The sequence below is a fragment of the Sinorhizobium sp. GQ132 genome (genome assembly GCF_059758575.1).
The window spans coordinates 1-389 of sequence record NZ_JCAXDX010000067.1 but is presented as its reverse complement, the minus strand read 5'-3'; the positions used below and the strand labels follow the sequence as shown (position 1 = coordinate 389).

Genomic DNA, 389 nt, shown 5'->3' with positions numbered 1-389 from the left:
ATCATGGACAAGATCATCGAAACGTTCTCTCCCTTGCCAGCCTTTGCCCGGCAGAGCTTCACCTTTGATCGCGGCACGGAGTTTGCCGGATTCAGGGCTTTGGAAGAGGGCATCGGCGCGCGGAGCTGGTTCTGCGACCCCAGTGCGCCTTGGCAGAAAGGTGCCGTGGAAAACACCAACAAGCGCATCCGCCGCTTCATGCCTGGCGATACCGATCTCTCCGCTGTCAGTCAGCAACAGCTCGTCGCCCTCGCCCAACATATGAATGCGCTCCCGCGCAAGTGCTTGGGCTATCGAACGCCCACCGAGGTCTTCATGGCGCATTTGCGCGAATGCGCGTAGTGCCCTACTCTTCACCCGTCAATGTTGCACTTGGATTAGATTCTCCC

General features: G+C 58.6%; 1 protein-coding gene. It reads left to right on the top strand.

Annotation, left to right across the window (positions count from 1 at the left end; all coding sequences use genetic code 11):
• The coding region (locus AC6CIG_RS29745) for an IS30 family transposase (protein ID WP_498324393.1) at window positions 1–342 on the top strand (342 nt) is incomplete at its 5' end.
• Window positions 343–389: the final 47 nt, after the last annotated feature.